This window comes from Kribbella sp. NPDC020701, assembly GCF_055562215.1.
Window position 1 is genome coordinate 239399 of sequence record NZ_JBVHFT010000001.1, and the last position, 15018, is coordinate 254416.

The window sequence follows — 15018 nt, forward strand, 5'->3', positions numbered from 1 at the left end:
AATAAGGGAGTGAGCCCTGATGGGTGAAGCAAGGGCGAAGCAGCTGGCCGACCGGATCCAGGTGCTCGTCGCCGAGCTGCTCGAACGCCGGGTCAAGGACCCCCGGCTGGGCTTCGTCACTGTGACGGACGCCCGGCTGACCGGCGACCTGCGCGAGGCCAGCGTCTTCTACACCGTGTACGGCGACGAGCAGGACCGGGCGTCGACCGCGGCCGCGCTGGAGTCGGCGCGTGGCCTGATCCGAAGCGAGGTCGGCAAGGCCCTCGGCCTGCGGCACAGCCCGAGCGTGGCGTTCTTCCTGGACGCCGTGCCGGAGACCGCCGGGCACATCGAGGAGCTGCTGGCCAAGGCCCGGACGGCCGACGCCGAGGTGGCCAAGTCGGCCGCGGGCGCGAAGCCGGCCGGCGACGCGGATCCGTACAAGCACAAGGACGACGACGAGGACGACCAGGACTGAGTGCTGCGTTGAACACCACGTCCACTGAGTTCAGCGCGACCGCCGACGGGATCGTCGTCGTCGACAAGCCGGACGGGATGACGTCGCACACCGTCGTCGCCCGGATCCGGCGGCTGGCCGGCACCCGCAAGGTCGGGCACGCCGGCACGCTCGACCCGATGGCCACCGGCGTGCTGGTCGTCGGCATCAACCGGGCCACTCGGCTGCTGGGTCACCTCCAGCTGGCCGACAAGTCGTACGACGCGACGATCCGGCTCGGCGCGACCACGACGACCGACGACGCCGAAGGGGAGATCGTCACCACTTCGGCGGTCGACGGCGTGACCGCGGAGGCGATCGCGGCCGCGGTGGTCGGTTTCCGCGGCGAGATCTCGCAGGTCCCGTCGAAGGTGTCCGCGATCAAGGTCGACGGGCGGCGCGCGTACGAACGGGTCCGGGCGGGTGAAGAGGTCGCGCTGAAGGCTCGGGCGGTGACGGTGTCCCGGTACGACATTCTCGACGTACGCCTGGGGGCGGACGGCATCGATGTGGATGTCTCTGTGGACTGCTCCAGCGGCACGTACATCCGCGCGCTGGCCCGCGACCTCGGCGCCGAGCTCGGTGTCGGCGGTCACCTCACGGCACTTCGCCGTACCCGCGTGGGCTCCTTCGACCTGGCGGCCGCGCACACGCTCGAGTCGCTGGCCGAGGACTTCGCCTGGCTGCCGATCGCGGACGTTGCCGCCGGCACCTTCCCGCGGTACGACGCCGACGCCGACCAGGCCGCCGCCATCCGCACCGGCCGCCCGCTGTCCGGCCTCAAACTCCAGCCGGGCCAGACCGCCATGTTCGACCCCACCGGCACCTTCCTGGCCCTCTACGAACCCCACGGCCCGATAGCCAAACCCACGGCCGTCTTCGTCAGCTGATCGGCGTACGCCTGGGGTACTGGTGACGGTATGAGCGGCGGGGAGGAACAGCGGGCTGAGTTCGGGACGGTTGCTACCTGGACGGCTGAGGTTGTGGGGGAGCTCGGGGACGACCCGCGATGGCTGGAGGCCGAGCTGATGCCGCCCGCGCCGCCGCCACCGGTGCAGCAGCCGCGGATCCCGACCTGGGTGGTGGGTGCCTGGCCGCGGCCGAAGTCGATGCGCCGGGCCGCGCTGCAGGACGGCTGGCTGCCGAACTACATCGTTCCGCCCGGTGGGCAGCCGGGGGAGCTGACCCCGGAGCTCCTCGCCGAGGGAGTCGCCTGGATCCGCCAGGAACGCGCCGCCCACGGCCTGACCATGGACAGGTACGACGTAGTCGCCGAAGGCACCACCACCGCCGACGACCCCGACGCCGCCGACACCGTCCGCCCCTGGGCCAACGCCGGCGCCACGTGGTGGATAGACGCCGACTGGTCCTCGATGGACCCCACTGCAGCCCGAGTCGCGGCTGAACGCCGGTTGAGGGCCGGCCCACCGCGCGTCGACTGACCCACCGCCGAAGGTCCACCGCACATCCAGGCGTCAAGGTGGCGTCAAGATTGGCGGGGGCCGCGTCAAGGTGGCGTCAAGACCGGCGGTCCGGACCGCGGCGGGGCGGTTCGCTGGTGTTGTGAAGTTGTTGGAGCTGCCGAAGAGGTTCTTGGTCGGGCGCCCGCTGCGCAGCGAGCGGCTGGGCGAGACCCTGCTGCCGAAGAAGCTCGCGTTGCCGGTGTTCTGCAGCGACCCGCTCTCCTCGAACGCCTACGCGACCGAAGAGATCCTGCTGATGCTCAGCCTGGGCGGGCTGACCCTGCTGCACCTGACGCCCTGGATCGCGGCCGTCGTCGTCGCTCTGCTCGTCGTGGTAGTGGCGTCCTACCGGCAGACCTGTCACGCGTACCCGAGCGGTGGTGGCGCGTACGCCGTCAGCCGGGCGAACCTCGGGCAGAACGCCTCGCTGGTCGCGGCCAGCGCCCTGCTCGTCGACTACGTGCTGACCGTCGCGGTCTCGGTGGCCGCCGGCGTGCAGAACCTCGTGTCGGCGATCCCTGAACTCGGGCCGCACGCGGTGCTGGTGTCAGTCGGCATGATCGCTGTGCTGGCGCTGATGAACCTGCGCGGCGTCAAGGAGTCCGGTACGGCGTTCGCCGTCCCGACGTACGGGTTCATCGCGGTCGTGCTCACGATGATCGCGGTCGGCTTCGTCCGGATCCTCACCGGTGACACCCCGCGCGCCGAGTCCGCGCCGTACGGGATCGAGGCCGCGACCCACGCCAGCGGCCTGGTCGTCGTCCTGCTCGCGATGCGCGCTTTCGCTTCCGGATGTACGGCGCTGACCGGCGTCGAGGCGGTCAGCAACGGCGTGCCGAATTTCAAGCCACCGAAGAGCAGGAACGCCGCGTCGACGCTGACCATCATGGGCGCGGTGACGATCGCGATGTTCGCCGGCATCACCGTCCTGGCGCTGGTGACGGATGTCCACGTGGCCTCCGACGGCGGCCGGATCACCGGTGCCCCGGCGGGCTACGAGCAGCGCACGGTCATCGCCCAAGTGGCCGGGGCCGTGTTCGGCGGCTACCACTCGATCGGATTCTTCGCCGTGCAGGCGTTCACCGCGGCGATCCTGGTGCTGGCCGCCAACACTGCGTTCAACGGCTTCCCGATCCTGGCCTCGCTGCTCGGTCACGACGGGTTCCTGCCCAGGCAGTTCGCCCGGCGCGGCGACCGGCTGGTCTACAGCAACGGCATCCTGATCTTGTCGGCGCTCGCCTGCCTGCTGATCTGGGTCTTCGATGCCAGTACGACGCGGCTGATCCAGCTCTACATCATCGGCGTCTTCGTGTCGTTCACGCTCAGCCAGGCCGGCATGGTCGTGCACTGGACCCGCCTGCTGCGCGATCCGTTGGCAAGGGCAACCGCCTCGATGCACCGGTCCCGCGGCATCAACGCCCTCGGTGCGGTGTTCACCGCCGTCGTGCTGGTCGTCGTACTGATCACCAAGTTCACCCACGGCGCGTGGATCGTGGTCATCGCGATGCCGGCGATCTTCTTGCTGATGAAGGGGATCCGGCGACACTACGACCGCGTCGACGCCGAGCTGACGCCGCGTCCGGGTGGCGTCACCCTGCCCCCGCGGGTGTTCGCGATCGTCCTGGTGTCCAGGTTGCACACCCCGACGTTGCGGGCGCTCGCGTACGCCCGGGCGACCCGTCCGACGTCGCTGACAGCGGTGACGGTCAGTACCGACGAAGACGCGTCCGACGCCTTGCTTCGCGACTGGAGTGAGCGCGACATTCCTGTCCCGTTGAAGGTGCTGCACTCGCCGTACCGCGATGTGACCGGTCCGGTGCTGAGCTACGTCAAGGACGTACGGCGGAACAGTCCGCGTGACCTGGTCGCGGTGTTCATCCCGGAGTACGTCGTCGGCCACTGGTGGGAGGCGCTCCTGCACAACCAGAGTGCGCTGCGGTTGAAGGCGCGGCTGCTGTTCCAACCTGGCGTGATGGTGATCAACGTGCCGTGGAAGCTCGGGTCCGCGGAGGTTCTCGAGGCCCGGCGGGTCGAGCCGGCGGCCGCGGAGCCGCCACACGACAAGGTCGCAGGGCCGGTCTGACCTGCGCCAGCCGTGCGACAGTGGTGCCGTGGTACAGAACAGGACGGCGGAGTCAGCCGCCCGACTGCCCGGCAGGATCGGGCACGGCCGGCGAAGGCGACTCTGGACCGGTTTCGGGCTGGTTCTGGCCGGCCTGCCGGCGCTGACGCTCGCGCTGGTCCCGGTGCGGGACAGCCTGGCGCTCGAGAGCATCCTGCTGCTGTACCTGCTGATCGTGGTCCTGATCGCGGTGACGGGCGGTCTGCTTCCCGGTGTCGCCGCCGCCCTCGCCGCGGTGCTGCTTGCCAACTTCTTCTTCACCACGCCGTACCACACGCTCGTCGTCGAGCAGCGGGACAGCATCATCGCGCTGTTCGTGTTCGTGCTGGTCGCGGTGACGGTCAGCGTGACCGTCGACGTGGCCATTCGCCACCGGGTCGCCGCCGTCCGCAGCCGCAGCGAGGCGGAGGTCCTGTCCCGGATCACGGCGGAACCGGTCACCGACGACTCGCTCACCGCGGTGCTGGAGGAGGTGCGGGAGACGTTCGGCATGGTGTCGGTCGCGCTGCTCGAGAGCCGCGGCGAGCTCGACCATGTCGTCGCGGTTGCCGGCCCGCCGCTGCGCGGCAGCCCGGTCATCTCGGTCCCGGCGCGGGACGGGCTCCGGCTCGTTGCCGAAGGCCCCGAACTCTTCGCCGAGGACCGGAAGCTGCTGACCCGGCTGGCCGGCGCCGCCGGGCGAGCTTGGGAGGACCAGCAACTCGCCGGTGAAGCGGCCCAGGCCCGGCAGCTCGCCGAGGTCGACCGGCTGCGGTCGGCCTTGCTGGCCGCCGTCGGACATGACCTGAGAACGCCGTTGGCAGGAATCAAGGCCGCTGTCTCCAGCCTCCGGCAACGCGACGTGACCTGGAGCCCGGCCGAGCAGAGCGAGCTGCTGGAGACGATCGAGGAATCGGCGGACCGGCTCGACGATCTGATCGCGAACCTGCTGGCGATGAGCCGGTTGCAGGCCGGGGCGCTGTCCGTCGACGTGCGGCCGGTCGTGCTGGAGGAGGTCGTCGCCAAGGCACTGGTCGGAATCCCGGCGGACGTCGTCACGGTCGACGTCCCGGTGCACCTCCCGCTCGTGCTGGCCGACGCCGGACTGCTCGAGCGGGTGATCGCCAACCTGGTCGACAACGCGCGGCGGTTCTCCCCGGCCGGCGTCCCGGTCCGGGTCGAGGCGTCGTACGACGAGAGCGCCGTACAGGTCGCCGTGGTCGACACCGGCCCCGGCGTGCCGACCGAGGACCGGGAGCGTATCTTCACTCCGTTCCAGCGGCTCGGCGACAACCGGTCCGACGGCGGCGCCGGCCTGGGACTCGCGATCGCCCGCGGTTTCAGCGAGGCGATGGCGGGGAGCGTGGCACCCGCACCGACACCCGGCGGAGGTTTGACGATGACAGTGACCCTGCCGGTGGTGCCGTGATCAACGTCCTGATCGTCGACGACGATCGGCAACTGCTGCGGGCGCTGGCGATCAACCTGCGCGCCCGCCGGTACGACGTCGAGACCGCGGCCGACGGCGCGTCCGCGCTCGCGGCGGCGGGCCGGCGGCCGCCCGGCCTCGTCATCCTCGACCTGGGCCTGCCGGACATGAACGGCGTCGAGGTGGTGTCCGGTCTGCGCGGCTGGTGCTCGGCGCCGATCATCGTGCTGTCGGCTCGCGACGCCCAGGCCGACAAGGTCGCGGCGCTCGACGCCGGCGCCGACGACTACGTCACCAAGCCGTTCGGCATGGACGAGTTGCTGGCCCGGATCCGGGCGGCACTCCGCCGGGCGGCGGTGCCAGACCCCGGTGCACCCGCGGTCGTCCGGACCGAGGCGTTCACCATCGACCTCGCGGCCAAACGCGTCACGACCTCCGAAGGCGACGTACGACTCACTCCCACCGAGTGGAGCCTGCTGGAGATGCTGGTCCGCAATCCCGGCAAGCTCGTCAGCCAGAAGCAACTGCTCCAGGACGTCTGGGGGCCCGGATACGAGTCCGCGACCAACTACCTCCGCGTCTACATGGCCCAACTCCGCCGGAAGCTCGAACTCGACCCCGCACGCCCCATCCACCTGATCACCGAGCCGGGAATGGGCTACCGCTTCCAGCCCTAGCTACCCTGTTGGGGTGCGTTCTCGTCCGACTTTGCGGTGGGCTCCTGGGCCTGAGGTGCTGGCGTTGGAGCCTGGTTCGGCGGATGTCGGGCCGGTGGCGGACGTCGTGGCCGGCGGGCAGGTCGTCGTACTGAGTGGGGCGGGGATCTCGACCGAGTCGGGGATCCCGGACTACCGGGGTGAGACAGGCAGCCTGCGGACGCACACGCCGATGACGTACGGCGACTTCGCGGCCAGCGAGTCTGGTCGGCAGCGGTACTGGGCCCGCAGCCACCTCGGCTGGCGCACGATCGCCCGCGCGGAGCCGAACGACGGGCACCGGGCGGTCGCGGCGCTGCAGGCGCGGGGCTACTTGAGCGGCGTGATCACCCAGAACGTCGACGGCCTGCACCAAGCTGCCGGCGCGCGCGACGTGATCGAGTTGCACGGCAACCTCGACCGGGTGATCTGCCTGCAATGCCGGACAACCTCGGCCCGCGAGGTGCTCGACCGCCGGCTACGAGACGCGAATCCGGGGTTCGAGGCCGAGGTGACGCGGATCAACCCCGACGGAGATGCGGAGCTCCCGACGGAGGCGGTCGGCAGCTTCGAGCTCGTCGACTGCACGAACTGCGGGGGTGTGCTCAAACCCGACGTGGTCTTCTTCGGCGAGAACGTCCCGAAGTCCCGGGTCGAGCGCTGCTACCGGCTCATCGACGACGCGAACGCCGTCCTCGTCCTGGGCTCGTCCCTCACCGTGATGTCCGGCTTCCGCTTCGTCCGCCACGCCGCCAAGTCCGGCACCCCCGTCCTGATCATCAACCAGGGTCTGACCCGCGGCGACCCGTACGCCACCCACCGGATCAATCTCCCGCTCGGTCAGGCGCTGACCGAACTCGGCGAACGGCTGTGAACACCACCGGGCCGGGCCACGCGTGAGGTGGCTCGGCCCGGGGTCCGCCGTACGGATTGGAAAGGGTCAGCGTTGCGCGCTGGTCCGTAGGCGGTTCAGGGAGGCCTCGAGGGCCTTGGGGGAGGCGGCGGCTTGCCGCGACAACGTGCGAGCGTGGGCAGCCCAGGTGGACTGTTCGGCCGCGGTCACCACGGCAGGGACGCCGGTGAGCTTCTTGTAGGTCAGAGACGCGACGCCGGCCTGGCCTTCGTAGCTGGGGTGGTAGTTCAGCGCCCGGAGCCCCGGACACGTCCCGACGATGTCGCCGAACACCCCGAAGTCGTTGCCGCCGATCCCGAGTGTGACGAGGTCCGTGTCCGGCGTCAGCGCGTCGAACTGCGGCGCGGCCGTGCCGATCGGGGTGCTCTGCGGTTGCGTCATGTTCGTGGTGTCGGCCCCACCGCGACTCACGTCGGTGAACCTGTAAATCCTCAGCGCCGCCGCCAGCATCTTCGGATAGTTGCTGTACGAGCGCACGCACCCGAGCGACAGCAGGTCCGGCAAGGGGACGAGCGGCGCGGAGGTGTACGAATCGCCGAGAGCCACGTAGTTCCGGAACGCGGGCGTGGCGTCGGCCTGCGCGACCGGGAGCGTGCCGAGCAGAACCAAGGACGCGCAGGCGGCGACCAGACGGCGTAGCTTCACGGGACCCTCCCCAGGCTCGGGCGTTGCGGGCCCCACCCTAGGTTGAGTCACCACTCGATCACAAGGGGTGATCGTGGACCTGCTGCGCGGAATCCGATCACGGCATGGAATCCTGCTGTCATGCGTGTCTGGCACGGTTTGGACCAGGTGAGCCCGGAATTCGGGCCGGCGGTCGTCACCATCGGCAACTTCGACGGCGTACACCGAGGGCACCAGGAGGTGCTCGCGCACGCCAAGGCGCGGGCGGCCGAGCTGGGTGGCCTCCCGGTCGTCGCGCTGACCTTCGACCCGCACCCGATGACGGTGCTGCGGCCGGAACGGGCGCCGGCGATGGTCAGCCGCGCCGAGGAGCGGGCCGAGCTGCTGATCCGGTACGGCGCCGACGCCGTCCTGATCCTCCCGTTCAGCAAGGAGGTGTCGGGCTGGTCGCCGGAGGAGTTCATCGAGCGGGTCCTGGTCGGCGCGCTGCACGCGAAGGCGATCGTGGTCGGCGAGAACTTCCGGTTCGGCCACAAGGCCGCCGGGCACGTGGACACGCTGGTCGCGGCCGGCGCCAAGGACGGGTTCCAGGTCGAGGGCCTGGGCCTGGCCGGAGACGCGCAGCCGTGGTCGTCGACGTACATCCGGGAGCGGATCGCCGACGGTGACGTCGAGTCCGCCGCCGATGCGCTCGGGCGGCCGCTGCGGGTCACCGGAGTGGTCGTGGAGGGGGACAAGCGCGGCCGCGAGCTCGGCTACCCGACCGCGAACATTCCCGCGGATCCGACGGCCGCGGTCCCGCTCGACGGCGTGTACGCGGGCTGGCTGACCGTGCTCGAGCCCGCTGCCGGCGGACAGAGTCCTTGCTACCCCGCCCCACCGCCCCAGTCGGCGTACGGCGAACCGCTGCCGGCCGCGATCAGCGTCGGCAGCAACCCCACCTTCGACGGCGTGGACCGGCGGGTGGAGTCGTACGTGCTGGATCGCGACGACCTGGAGCTGTACGGCGCGCGGATCGCGGTGGATTTCGTCGCCCGGCTGCGCGGCACCCAGATCCGCTTCGACACCATCGACGAGCTGCTGGTCCAGATGAAGGCCGACGTCGACGGCGCGCGCCGGATCCTTACCGGGAATTAGGGTGACGCGTCCACGGACTGATACTCTGGGCGCTGCCGTCTGAACGGCCGCGGACCGAGAGTGCTCGGGTGAAGAATGCCCCGGTGCGCCGCGCAACGGAAATCGAGAGGAACTCCGTGTCATCTGTTGATGCCGCCACGAAGAAGAAGATCATGGGTGAGTACGCCCTGACCGAGGGTGACACCGGGTCCCCCGAGGTCCAGGTCGCGCTGCTGACGCACCGCATCGCGCACCTCACCGAGCACCTCAAGGAGCACAAGCACGACCACCACAGCCGGCGTGGCCTGCTGCTTCTGGTCGGCCAGCGCCGCCGGCTGCTGAACTACCTGGCGAAGAAGGACATCAACCGCTACCGGTCCCTGATCGAGCGGCTCGGCCTTCGCCGATGACGTCGCGAGGAGCGGCCCCCCGGTTCGGGTGGCCGCTCCTGGCGTATCCGCGCACTCGCGCGGGTTCTAACTGAATACAGAAGCACGCAAGACGAACGAGGCGACGCGAAGCGCGTGGCGGGAGACGACCGGTCCTCGGTAGTGGCTTTCGGGTAACAGGTAGCACTGGGATACCCGCGGGCCTCGATCGAAGACCGGCACCCCGGAAGCTCGCGCCTCGCAGTCGTCACACTGCTAGAGAGGGGTATCCCGTGTCGGGATCCACAAGTGTGCCCATGGAGGGCGCAGATTTCGCTGAAGCCGTCATCGACAACGGCAGCTTCGGCACTCGTACCATCCGCTTCGAGACGGGCCGACTGGCCCAGCAGGCCGCCGGTTCGGCCGCCGCCTACCTCGATGGCGACACGATGGTGCTGTCGGCCACCACGGCCAGCAAGAAGCCCAAGGACCAGTTCGACTTCTTCCCGTTGACGGTGGACGTCGAGGAGCGGATGTACGCCGCCGGCCGCATCCCGGGCTCGTTCTTCCGCCGGGAGGGCCGTCCGTCCGAGGAGGCCATCCTGACCTGCCGGCTGATCGACCGCCCGCTGCGGCCGTCGTTCGTGTCCGGCCTGCGTAACGAGATCCAGGTCGTCATCACCGTCCTGGCCCTGAACCCGGACAAGCTGTACGACGTCCTCGCGATCAACGCCGCGTCGATGTCGACCCAGCTGGCCGGCCTGCCGTTCTCCGGCCCGATCGGCGGCGTCCGCGTCGCGCTGATCGAGGGCCAGTGGGTGGCGTTCCCGACCCACACCGAGCTCGAGGACGCGGTCTTCGACATGGTGGTCGCCGGCCGGGTGACCGACACCGGTGACGTCGCGATCATGATGGTCGAGGCCGAGTCGACCCCGACCACCTTCGACAAGGTCGCCGGCGGCGCGCAGGCGCCGACCGAGGAGATCGTGGCCGAGGGTCTCGAGGCCTCCAAGGCGTTCATCAAGACGCTGGTCGAGGCGCAGGCCGATCTGGCCGCGCGGGCCGCGAAGCCGACCGGTGAGTTCCCGGTCTTCCCGGACTACCAGGACGACGCTTTCGCCGCGGTCGAGGCCTCGGCATCCGAGGAGCTGGCGCAGGCGCTGACCATCGCCGGCAAGCACGAGCGCGAGGACGCCACCGACGCGGTCAAGGCCGCCACGGTGGACAAGCTGGCCGCCGACTTCGAGGGCCGCGAGAAGGAGCTGTCCGCGGCGTTCCGGTCGCTGACCAAGAAGCTGGTCCGCCAGCGCGTGCTCAAGGAGAAGGTCCGCATCGACGGCCGCGGGCTGGCCGACATCCGGCCGCTCAAGGCGCAGGTGCGGGTGCTCCCGCGGGTGCACGGTTCGGCGCTGTTCGAGCGCGGCGAGACCCAGATCCTGGGTGTCACCACGCTGAACATGCTGCGGATGGAGCAGCAGCTGGACACGCTCTCCCCGGAGACGCGCAAGCGCTACATGCACAACTACAACTTCCCGCCGTACTCGACCGGTGAGACCGGCCGGGTGGGTTCGCCGAAGCGTCGCGAGATCGGTCACGGCGCGCTGGCCGAGCGGGCCCTGGTGCCGGTGCTGCCGTCGCGCGAGGACTTCCCGTACGCGCTGCGTCAGGTGTCCGAGGCGCTCGGCTCGAACGGTTCCACCTCGATGGGTTCGGTCTGCGCCTCGACGCTGTCGCTGCTGTCGGCCGGTGTGCCGCTGAAGGCCCCGGTCGCCGGTATCGCGATGGGCCTGATCTCCGGTGAAATCAAGAACGAGGCCGGCGAGACAGAGACAAGGTATGTCGCGCTGACCGACATCCTGGGCGCGGAGGACGCGTTCGGCGACATGGACTTCAAGGTCGCCGGTACGAAGGACTTCGTCACCGCCCTGCAGCTGGACACCAAGCTGGACGGCATCCCGGCCAGCGTGCTGGCCGGTGCGCTGACCCAGGCCAAGGACGCCCGCCTGACGATCCTGGACGTGATGGCCAAGGCCATCGACGCGCCGGGTGAGATGAGCGAGTTCGCGCCGCGGGTCATCTCGGTGAAGGTCCCGGTCGACAAGATCGGCGAGGTCATCGGCCCGAAGGGCAAGATGATCAACCAGATCACCGAGGACACCGGCGCCGACATCTCGATCGAGGACGACGGCACCGTCTACATCGGCGCGACCGACGGTCCGTCGGCCGAGGCGGCCCGGGCCGCGATCAACGCGATCGCGAACCCGACCATGCCGGAGAAGGGCGAGCGCTACCTGGGCACGGTCGTGAAGACGACCAACTTCGGTGCGTTCATCAGCCTGCTGCCGGGCAAGGACGGCCTGCTGCACATCAGCAAGCTGCGTCCGCTGGCCGGTGGCAAGCGCGTCGAGGCCGTCGAGGACGTGCTGTCGGTGGGCCAGAAGCTGCAGGTCGAGATCGCCGAGATCGACGACCGCGGCAAGCTGTCGCTGATCCCGGTCATCGAGGGTGAGGGCGACAAGAAGGCTGACAAGGACGTCGACAAGGCGGCCGAGTCCGCCGAGTGACCCGAGCGATCACCAGCACACTGCTGAGCCCGGAGGCGGGCGGTCCGGTCAGACGGACCGTCCTGCCCTCCGGGCTTCGTGTGCTCTCCCAGTCCGTGCCGGGCTTCCGCTCGGTCACCTTCGGCGTGTGGGTCGGCGTCGGCTCCCGGGACGAACCGGAGCAGCTGGCCGGCGCCACGCATTTCCTCGAGCACCTGCTGTTCAAGGGCACCGAGCGCCGCGACGCGCTGGAGATCTCCTCCGCCATCGACGCGGTCGGCGGTGAGATGAACGCGTTCACGGGCAAGGAGTACACCTGCTACTACGCCCGGGTGCTGGACTCCGACCTCCCGCTCGCGGTCGACGTCATCTGCGACATGATCACCTCCGCCACGCTGACCAGTGCGGACGTGGAGAGTGAACGCGACGTCATCGACGAAGAGATCGCGATGCACGCCGATGAGACGTCGGACCACATCCACGATCTGTTCGCCGAGCAACTCTGGGGCACGTCTCCACTCGGCCGCTCCATCACCGGTACGCCGCAGTCCGTCGCCGGCCTGTCCCGCCAGCAGGTCGTCGGGTGGTACCGCCGTCGCTACAAGCCGTCCAACATCGTCGTCTCGGTCGCCGGGAACGTCGACCACACCGACGTCGTTCGCCTGGTCCGCAAGGCGTTCGAGCGGCACTGGGTGACCACCGACGCCGAGCCCGCGCCGGTGCGAGGCGGTGTCGTCACGCCGGTTCCGACGTACGGCGGGGTGCAGGTCCACCACCGTGAGGCCGAGCAGGCGCACCTGGTGCTCGGGATGCCGGGCCTGGTACGCAACGACGAGCGGCGCTACGCCGCCGGTGTCCTGCACGGGATCGTCGGCGGCGGCATGTCGTCGCGACTGTTCCAGGAGGTCCGGGAGAAGCGCGGTCTGGCGTACTCGGTCTTCACCTTCGGATCGGCGTACGCCGACTCCGGCATGGTCGGTGTGTACGCCGGGTGCCTGCCGAAGAAGGCCAACGAGGTCCTCGATGTGGTCCGCGCCGAGCTCCAATCGATTGCCAGCGGCAACATCACCCCCGACGAGCTGCTCCGGGGCAAGGGCCAGATGCGTGGCTCGGTCGTGATGGGGCTGGAGGACACCGGCGCCAAGATGACCCGGATCGCCAAGGCCGAGCTCGTTTACGGCGAGCTCCCGACCGTCGACGACATCCTGCACCGGATCGACTCCGTCACCCTCGACGACGTCATCCACCTCGCCGCCGAGCTCTACGCCGGCGCCCCCGCCTTGACCGTGATGGGCCCCTTCGACGAGGACAGCACCGCCTTCACGGTCTGACCCGGACCGGCAGAGTCTGGTAGCCACGCAGAACGAGTCTGTCGCGGCGCGTGGGCTGCCGCCCGGGGTCCGCCGACAGATCGGGAAACCGGCTGAGCAGGCGGGGGAACGCCACCGAGGCTTCGAGCCGGGCCAGGTTGTTGCCGACGCAGATGTGCGGGCCGGCGCCGAAGCTCAGGGGCTTGATGTCGCTTCGGGCGGCATCGAAGCGGTCGGGCCGGTGATACCGGCCCGGATCGCGGTTGGCTGCTCCGAGCAAGAGGATCACGTCGCTGCCGTCGGGCACGGGGACATCCCCGGCAGTGAGGCCGTCGCTGAGGGCTACCCGGGTCGTGACCTGCACCGGAGACTCGTACCGAAGAACCTCCTCGATGAAGCCTGCTGTCGTGGCCGAGCCGGAACGCAGTGCTGTGGCGAGATCCGGGCGGTCCAGCAGGATCGCCAGCCCGTTGCCGAGGAGGTCGGTGGTGGTCTCGAAGCCGGCGACCAGCAGCAGGATCAGATTGGCGAGCAGTTCCTCGTCGGACAGGCGGCCGTCATCTGCGTCGCGTGCGGCCACCAAGGCGCTGACGAGGTCGTCGCCCGGCGCCGTACGCCGTTCGCTGATCAGGGGAGTGAAGTACCGCCCCAAGTCGCGGGCCGCCGCGTCGGCGGGACCGTCCGCGTCGCCGGCAAGTTCCAGTGCCGCTGTCAGTGCGGATGCCAGCGGGCGGAACTGGTGGCGGTCGCGGGCCGGGATCCCGAGCAGTTCGCAGATGACGGTGACCGGCAGTTGGAAGGCGAACTGGTCCATGAAGTCGACCATGCCGTCATCCGCTGCGGGCTCGGCGAGCCGATCGAGCAGAGTGTCCACCGCGGCCTCGACCGACGGCTGGAGCGCGGCGACGCGGCGTGGCGTGAACACCTGGGAGATCAACGAGCGCATGCGACCGTGATTCGGTGGGTTGGCCCGCAGGATCGACCGTTCCATCATGCGCAAGGCGGCGCCGGCGGTCCGGTCGACAGCCGGTGCGGACCGGCTTGGTGTCGTGTCCGGCAGGCCGAAGCCAGGGTTCCGAAGCACCTGGTTGACCGCCGCGTAGCCGACCACCAGGAAGACGCTGTCGGTGACGGTAAGGACCGGGCCGATCCGGTGGGCAGCGGCGTACAGCGGGAAGGGATCGGGCCGCCCTGCAGGTGAGATCAGGGCCTGGAGGATCGCCGCGGCGTCTTCGGGGCGGGCTGGAGGCATGATGGCGTCCTTCAGGAGTGGCGGCGAGAGGTCAGCGGGGGCTGGTGGAGATCGTTGACGGCTGCACGGCCGAGGAGGATGAAGCCGACGGCGTACGCCGTCGCCCCGGCGACTTCGAAGAGCTGGATGAGCCCGAAGCGCGGCCCGGATGTGAAGATGAACAGACCGCCGATCGTGTAGACGGTGGCACCGGCGCCGAGCAGCACGCCGGCCCAGCGCAGGCCGTGACGGTCGAGTGTCCGGGCGAGCCAGAGGTACCCGAACGGGAAGACGAGCAGCGCCGGGAACACGATGAGCGCTGCCGGTGTGTCGAGGTCGGCCGGCTCGTGCACGAGGCTCGGCGCGTACTCGGCGCGGACCGGGTTGTGCGCCCCGTCGAAGATGATCAGGGCGAACCACAGCAGGGTGCCGATCAGCGCGGCGTACGACGACCTGAGATCTCGCCGCCGGGTGATCTGAGTGCCCAGCGCGATCATGCTCGCCAGGCAGATGACCTGCAGCAGCAGGCCGGCCGCTTGGATGTCGTGCGTGAGGCCGTAGCGCTCGCCGACGGCCGCGATGCTCCAACCGTCACGGGCGGGATGCAGAAGCGTTCCCAGCCAGAACACCGGGCCGCCGGCGAACGCGGTCAGTCGAGCCGTGGTGCCGAGTAGCCGGCGTGTGCTGCCGGAGTGCGCGAGCGTCTCGCTCATCGATCGTGCTCCCAGTCGGTCGAAAATCACTAGAGTG

Annotated in this window: 14 protein-coding genes; 11 read left to right on the forward strand and 3 right to left on the reverse strand. The window is 69.8% G+C overall.

Going from position 1 to position 15018, the window contains the following annotated elements:
- The first annotated feature begins 19 nt into the window (after nt 1-19).
- The 7 genes from rbfA (at nt 20) to ACZ3HV_RS01115 (ending at nt 7037) form a co-directional block, all read left to right on the forward strand.
- A complete protein-coding gene (gene rbfA / locus ACZ3HV_RS01085) occupies nt 20-457 on the forward strand; it encodes a 30S ribosome-binding factor RbfA (RefSeq protein WP_465679684.1) in 438 nt (145 codons plus the stop codon).
- A gap of 8 nt (nt 458-465) precedes the next feature.
- Entirely contained in the window at nt 466-1365 is a 900-nt protein-coding gene (gene truB, locus ACZ3HV_RS01090) for a tRNA pseudouridine(55) synthase TruB (protein ID WP_465679686.1), read from the forward strand.
- A gap of 30 nt (nt 1366-1395) precedes the next feature.
- Nucleotides 1396-1917 carry a hypothetical protein gene (locus ACZ3HV_RS01095; RefSeq protein ID WP_465679687.1) on the forward strand — a complete coding sequence of 174 codons (522 nt, stop codon included), beginning with the start codon at nt 1396-1398 and terminating at the stop codon, nt 1915-1917.
- Between the two features lie 121 nt (nt 1918-2038).
- A complete protein-coding gene (locus ACZ3HV_RS01100) occupies nt 2039-4021 on the forward strand; it encodes an APC family permease (protein ID WP_465679688.1) in 1983 nt (660 codons plus the stop codon).
- 28 nt (nt 4022-4049) lie between these two features.
- Nucleotides 4050-5468, forward strand: coding sequence for a sensor histidine kinase (locus ACZ3HV_RS01105; RefSeq protein ID WP_465679690.1), 1419 nt, complete (start codon nt 4050-4052; stop codon nt 5466-5468).
- Nucleotides 5468-6145: a response regulator gene (locus tag ACZ3HV_RS01110; RefSeq protein ID WP_465680426.1), complete on the forward strand. Its 678-nt coding sequence runs from the start codon at nt 5468-5470 to the stop codon at nt 6143-6145. Before ACZ3HV_RS01105 ends, ACZ3HV_RS01110 begins: the two co-directional genes overlap by 1 nt.
- Nucleotides 6146-6158: 13 nt before the next feature.
- Nucleotides 6159-7037 (forward strand): NAD-dependent protein deacetylase, encoded by an 879-nt coding sequence (locus tag ACZ3HV_RS01115; protein WP_465679691.1) that lies wholly within the window; start codon nt 6159-6161, stop codon nt 7035-7037.
- Between the two features lie 66 nt (nt 7038-7103).
- Here ACZ3HV_RS01115 and ACZ3HV_RS01120 read toward each other — a convergent pair whose 3' ends face one another.
- A complete protein-coding gene (locus tag ACZ3HV_RS01120) occupies nt 7104-7721 on the reverse strand; it encodes a GDSL-type esterase/lipase family protein (protein WP_465679692.1) in 618 nt (205 codons plus the stop codon).
- 120 nt (nt 7722-7841) lie between these two features.
- On the opposite strand from ACZ3HV_RS01120, the gene ACZ3HV_RS01125 reads away from it, so the two are divergent.
- From ACZ3HV_RS01125 to ACZ3HV_RS01140, 4 genes are all read left to right on the forward strand, one after another.
- Nucleotides 7842-8837 carry a bifunctional riboflavin kinase/FAD synthetase gene (locus ACZ3HV_RS01125; RefSeq protein ID WP_465679694.1) on the forward strand — a complete coding sequence of 332 codons (996 nt, stop codon included), beginning with the start codon at nt 7842-7844 and terminating at the stop codon, nt 8835-8837.
- A 116-nt stretch (nt 8838-8953) separates the two neighbouring features.
- Entirely contained in the window at nt 8954-9226 is a 273-nt protein-coding gene (gene rpsO / locus ACZ3HV_RS01130) for a 30S ribosomal protein S15 (RefSeq protein ID WP_130379758.1), read from the forward strand.
- 275 nt (nt 9227-9501) lie between these two features.
- Nucleotides 9502-11748, forward strand: coding sequence for a polyribonucleotide nucleotidyltransferase (locus ACZ3HV_RS01135; protein WP_465679695.1), 2247 nt, complete (start codon nt 9502-9504; stop codon nt 11746-11748).
- Nucleotides 11745-13058 carry a M16 family metallopeptidase gene (locus ACZ3HV_RS01140; protein ID WP_465679697.1) on the forward strand — a complete coding sequence of 438 codons (1314 nt, stop codon included), beginning with the start codon at nt 11745-11747 and terminating at the stop codon, nt 13056-13058. Before ACZ3HV_RS01135 ends, ACZ3HV_RS01140 begins: the two co-directional genes overlap by 4 nt.
- Here ACZ3HV_RS01140 and ACZ3HV_RS01145 read toward each other — a convergent pair.
- The gene (locus ACZ3HV_RS01145) at nt 13048-14289 is read right to left on the reverse strand and encodes a cytochrome P450 (protein ID WP_465679698.1); all 1242 of its coding nucleotides are present in this window, start codon (nt 14287-14289) and stop codon (nt 13048-13050) included. The two genes, ACZ3HV_RS01140 and ACZ3HV_RS01145, sit on opposite strands and share 11 nt — an antisense overlap.
- A gap of 11 nt (nt 14290-14300) precedes the next feature.
- Complete coding sequence (locus ACZ3HV_RS01150; RefSeq protein WP_465679700.1) at nt 14301-14981, reverse strand: hypothetical protein; 681 nt, start codon at nt 14979-14981, stop codon at nt 14301-14303.
- Nucleotides 14982-15018: the final 37 nt, after the last annotated feature.

Bases quoted from the DNA above. Each gene is read 5' to 3' on its own strand.
- rbfA (WP_465679684.1), top strand. From the start codon at position 20: ATGGGTGAAGCAAGGGCGAAGCAGCTGGCCGACCGGATCCAGGTGCTC.
- ACZ3HV_RS01095 (WP_465679687.1), top strand. From the start codon at position 1,396: ATGAGCGGCGGGGAGGAACAGCGGGCTGAGTTCGGGACGGTTGCTACC.
- ACZ3HV_RS01125 (WP_465679694.1), top strand. From the start codon at position 7,842: ATGCGTGTCTGGCACGGTTTGGACCAGGTGAGCCCGGAATTCGGGCCG.
- ACZ3HV_RS01135 (WP_465679695.1), top strand. From the start codon at position 9,502: ATGGAGGGCGCAGATTTCGCTGAAGCCGTCATCGACAACGGCAGCTTC.
- ACZ3HV_RS01145 (WP_465679698.1), bottom strand. From the start codon at position 14,289: ATGCCTCCAGCCCGCCCCGAAGACGCCGCGGCGATCCTCCAGGCCCTG.
- ACZ3HV_RS01150 (WP_465679700.1), bottom strand. From the start codon at position 14,981: ATGAGCGAGACGCTCGCGCACTCCGGCAGCACACGCCGGCTACTCGGC.